The organism is Embleya sp. NPDC025285 (assembly GCF_055558835.1).
The window spans coordinates 1-4,392 of record NZ_JBVHLU010000232.1; the positions used below are offsets into that span (position 1 = coordinate 1).

A 4,392-nucleotide genomic window follows, 5' to 3' on the forward strand; every position below is an offset into this window, starting at 1 on the left:
CATGTGGCTGGGGTGTTGTCGTTGGAGGACGCGTGCCGGCTGGTGGTGGCGCGTGGTGGGTTGATGCAGGCGTTGCCGGTCGGTGGTGCGATGGCCGCGATCGGTGCTGCCGAGGCGGATGTTCTGCCGTTGCTGGCGGGGCGGGCCGATGCCGTCGGGATCGCCGCGATCAATGGTCCGGATTCGGTGGTGGTCTCCGGTGCGGAGGCTGTGGTTGCCGAGATCGTGGCGCATTTCGAGGGGTTGGGGCGTCGGGTGCGGCGGCTGCGGGTCAGCCATGCGTTCCACTCGCCGCTGATGGACCCGATGCTCGACGAGTTCCGCCGGGTCGTGCGGGAACTGAGCTTCACTGAACCGCAGTTGGCCGTGGTCTCGACCGTCTCACCCGATGGTGACTGGACGGACCCCGAGTACTGGGTGCGCCACGTCCGACAGCCCGTGCGTTTCCACGACGCGATTCGCACCCTGACGGCCGAGGGAGTCGGCGGGTTCGTCGAGCTCGGGCCCGACGGGACGCTGAGCGCGCTGATCCGGGGCGCACTGGAGGCGGGCGACCAGCCGGTCGTGGCGTTGTTGCGGCGGGATCGGGCCGAGCCGGACAGTGCGCTGTCCGCCCTGGCGACGCTGCATGTCAACGGTGCGGTGGCCGGGGTCGACTGGGCCTCGTTCGTCCCGGGCGCGCGGCGGGTGGACCTGCCGACGTACGCCTTCCAGCGCCGCCGGTACTGGCTGGACGCCGAGCAGGCGCCCGCGCGGAACGCCCGGGACGAGCGGTTCTGGGCGGCGGTCGGTGCGGGGGACCGGGAGGCGCTGGCGCGCGAACTCGCGGTTGAGGACGATGCGGCGCGCAGTTCGCTCGACGCCCTGCTGCCCGCGTTGTCCGCGTGGTCGCGGCGGGCCGAGGAGCAGTCCCGCACGGACGCGTGGCGGTATCGGATCGGCTGGCAGCCGATCACGTCCGCCGCGCCGCCGGTGCTGACCGGCACCTGGTTGGTCGTGGTACCCAGCGGCGGGCACGAACTGTCCGCCGACCTGGGTGCGTACGGCACGATCCGCACGCTGGAACTGGACACCGCCGACCGGGACCGGGAGCGCGTCGCCGTGCGGCTGCGCGAGGCGACGGACGGCGTGGACGATCTCGGCGGCGTCATCTCGCTTCTCGGGCTGTCGGGGGCGGACGAGGACCTCTTCGACACGGTCGTCCTGCTGCACGCGCTGGGCGATGCCGACGTCACCGCACCACTGTGGTGCCTGACCCGGGGTGCGGTGACGGCGGTCGACGGAGACCGGACGACCGGCGTCGCGGGCGCCGCGATCTGGGGCCTCGGCCGCGTCGCCGCCCTCGAACACCCCACCACCTGGGGCGGTTTGATCGACCTGCCCGAGGTCGTGGACAGCGGCGTGCTGCGCCATGTGGTCGGCGTGCTGGCGGCCGGCGAATCGATCGAGGACCAGGTCGCGGTGCGGGCGGCGGGAGTGTTCGCGCGGCGGCTGGTCCGGGCGCCGGGTACGGGCAATTCTGCCGACGAGGTCGACGCCGGCGCGCCGTGGGCGAGTTCCGGGACGGTACTGATCACCGGTGGCACCGGAGCGCTGGGCGCGCGGGTGGCACGGTGGCTGGCGGACAACGGCGCGAGGCACCTGCTCCTGGTCGGCCGGCGTGGCGCCGCCGCACCCGGAGCAGACGAGCTCGTGGCCGAACTGACCGGACGGGCCGACGGGATCACGGTCACCGTCGCGGCCTGCGACACCGCCGACCGGGCCGCGCTGGCCGCGCTGCTCGACACGATCCCCGCCGACCGGCCGCTGACCGCTGTCGTACACACCGCGGGCGTCCTGGACGACGGTGTCCTGGCCGAGCTGACCGAGGAACGCCTGCACGACGTGCTCCGGCCCAAGCTCACCGCCGCGCGCAACCTGCACGAGCTCACCGTCGGCCACGAGTTGTCCGCCTTCGTGCTCTTCTCGTCCATGGCTGGCACCGTCGGCTCGCCCGGGCAGGCCGGGTACGCGGCGGCCAACGCCGCACTGGACGCGCTCGCTCGGCAGCGCAGCGAACTCGGCCTGCCGGCCTGCTCGATCGCGTGGGGCCCGTGGGCCGGCTCCGGGATGGCCACGGACGAAGCGGTCGACGCGCGGATCCGGCGCGGCGGCGCGCTGCCGATGAACCCGGACCTGGCGATCGAGGTGCTCGGCGACACGGTGCGCTCGGGCGAGCCGTTCGTGGCGGTCGCCGACCTGGACTGGACACGCTTCCTTCCGGCGGCCACCGCCACCCGACGCAGCCCGCTGTTCGACGGCGTCCCGGAGGCGCGGGAACTCGCGGCCCGGGACTCCTCGGCCGCCGGCGCGGGGACCGACGCGCCGGCGCTCCGGGAGAGCCTGGCCGACCTGCCCGAACCGGAGCAGGACCGCACCGTGCTGGAGCTGATCCGGGCGCACGCCGCGGCCGTGCTCGGGCACGGCTCCGGCGCCGCGATCAAGGACACCAAGGCGTTCCGGGAACTGGGCTTCGACTCGCTGATGGCGGTCGAACTGCGCAACCGGATGATCCGCGCGACGGGCCTGCGCACGCTGCCCACGACGCTGGTCTTCGACTACCCGACGCCCGCGACCATGGCCCGCTACCTGCGGGCCGAGATCCTGGGCCGGACCGCCGGCACGACCCCGGCGAACAGCGCGCGGCCGGCCGGCGAGCCGGACGAGCCGATCGCCATCGTCGGGATGAGCTGCCGGTTCCCGGGCGGAGTGGCCTCACCGGAAGACCTGTGGCGCCTGGTCGAGGGCGGGGTGGACGCGGTCGGCGGCTTCCCGGAGAACCGGGGCTGGGACCTGGACGCCCTGTTCGACCCGAACCCGGAGCAGTCCGGGAAGACCTACGTGGACCGCGGCGGCTTCCTGTACGAGGCGGGCGAGTTCGACGCGGCGTTCTTCGGCGTCTCGCCGCGTGAGGCGCTCGCGATGGACCCGCAGCAGCGGCTGCTCCTGGAGGCATCGTGGGAGGCGTTCGAGCACGCCGGGATCGACCCGAGCACGCTGCACGGCAGTGACACGGGCGTCTTCGCGGGTTCCAACGGCCAGGACTACGGGCCGCGGGTCGACGAGATCCCGGAGGGCCTGGAGGGCTACTTCCTGACCGGCAACGCCGCCGCGGTGATCTCCGGGCGGGTGGCCTATGCCCTGGGCCTGGAGGGTCCCGCCGTCACGGTGGACACCGCGTGCTCGTCCTCGCTGGTCGCCATGCACTGGGCGGCCCGGGCGCTGCGCCAGGGCGAGTGCTCGCTGGCCCTGGCCGGCGGCGTGACGGTGATGGCGACGCCCGCGACCTTCATCGAGTTCAGCCGGCAGCGCGGCCTCGCGGTGAACGGCCGGGCCAAGGCGTTCTCGGCGGACGCGGACGGAACCAGCTGGGGCGAGGGCGTCGGGATGGTGCTCCTGGAGCGACTGTCCGACGCGCGACGCAACGGCCACGAGGTGCTTGCCGTCCTGCGCGGATCGGCGATCAACCAGGACGGCGCCAGCAACGGCCTGACCGCGCCGAACGGCCCTTCGCAGCAACGGGTGATCCGGGCGGCGCTGGCCGACGCGGGCCTGTCCGCCGCCGACGTGGACGCGGTGGAGGCGCACGGTACCGGGACCACGCTCGGCGACCCGATCGAGGCGCAGGCCCTGCTGGCCACGTACGGACAGGAGCACGACGCCGAACGGCCCCTGTGGCTGGGTTCGTTGAAGTCCAACATCGGCCACACCCAGGCCGCCGCCGGCGTCGCGAGCGTGATCAAGATGGTCGGCGCGATGCGCCACGGCGTGCTGCCGCGATCGCTGCACATCGTCGAGCCGTCGCCGCACGTGGATTGGGCGTCGGGCGCGGTGTCGTTGCTGACCGAGCCGATGGCGTGGCCGGAGACCGGTGCGCCGCGCCGGGTCGGTATCTCCGCGTTCGGGGTGAGCGGCACCAACGCGCACGTGATCCTGGAACGCCCGGAGCCGACCGCGGACCCGGTCGCGGCGGAACGCCCGCCGACGAGTGGCCCGCTGCCGTTCCTGCTGTCCGCGCGCGACGAGGAATCGCTGCGGGCACAGGCCGAGCGGCTGCGGACGCACCTGGCCGAGGCGCCCGAACTCGCGCCCGTCGACGTGGCGTACTCGCTGGCCCACGGCCGTACGACGTTCGAGCACCGCGCGGTGGTGCTGGGCGAGGACCACGAGGGCATCCGGACCGGGCTGCACGCGCTGGCGGCCGGCGCGGAGTCGCCGGCCCTGGTGCGCGGTACGGCGAGTGCCGAGCCGGGGCGGTTGGCGTTCGTGTTCGCGGGTCAGGGTGGTCAGCGGGTCGGGATGGGTCGTGAGCTGTATGAGAGCTTCCCGGTGTTTGCCGCGGCCTTCGATGAG

General features: G+C 73.7%; 1 pseudogene. It reads left to right on the forward strand.

The annotated features are described in order from the left end of the window. Positions 1 to 12: 12 nt before the first annotated feature. Positions 13 to 4,392: pseudogene (locus tag ACZ4FV_RS51645) on the forward strand (SDR family NAD(P)-dependent oxidoreductase); the annotation flags it as partial.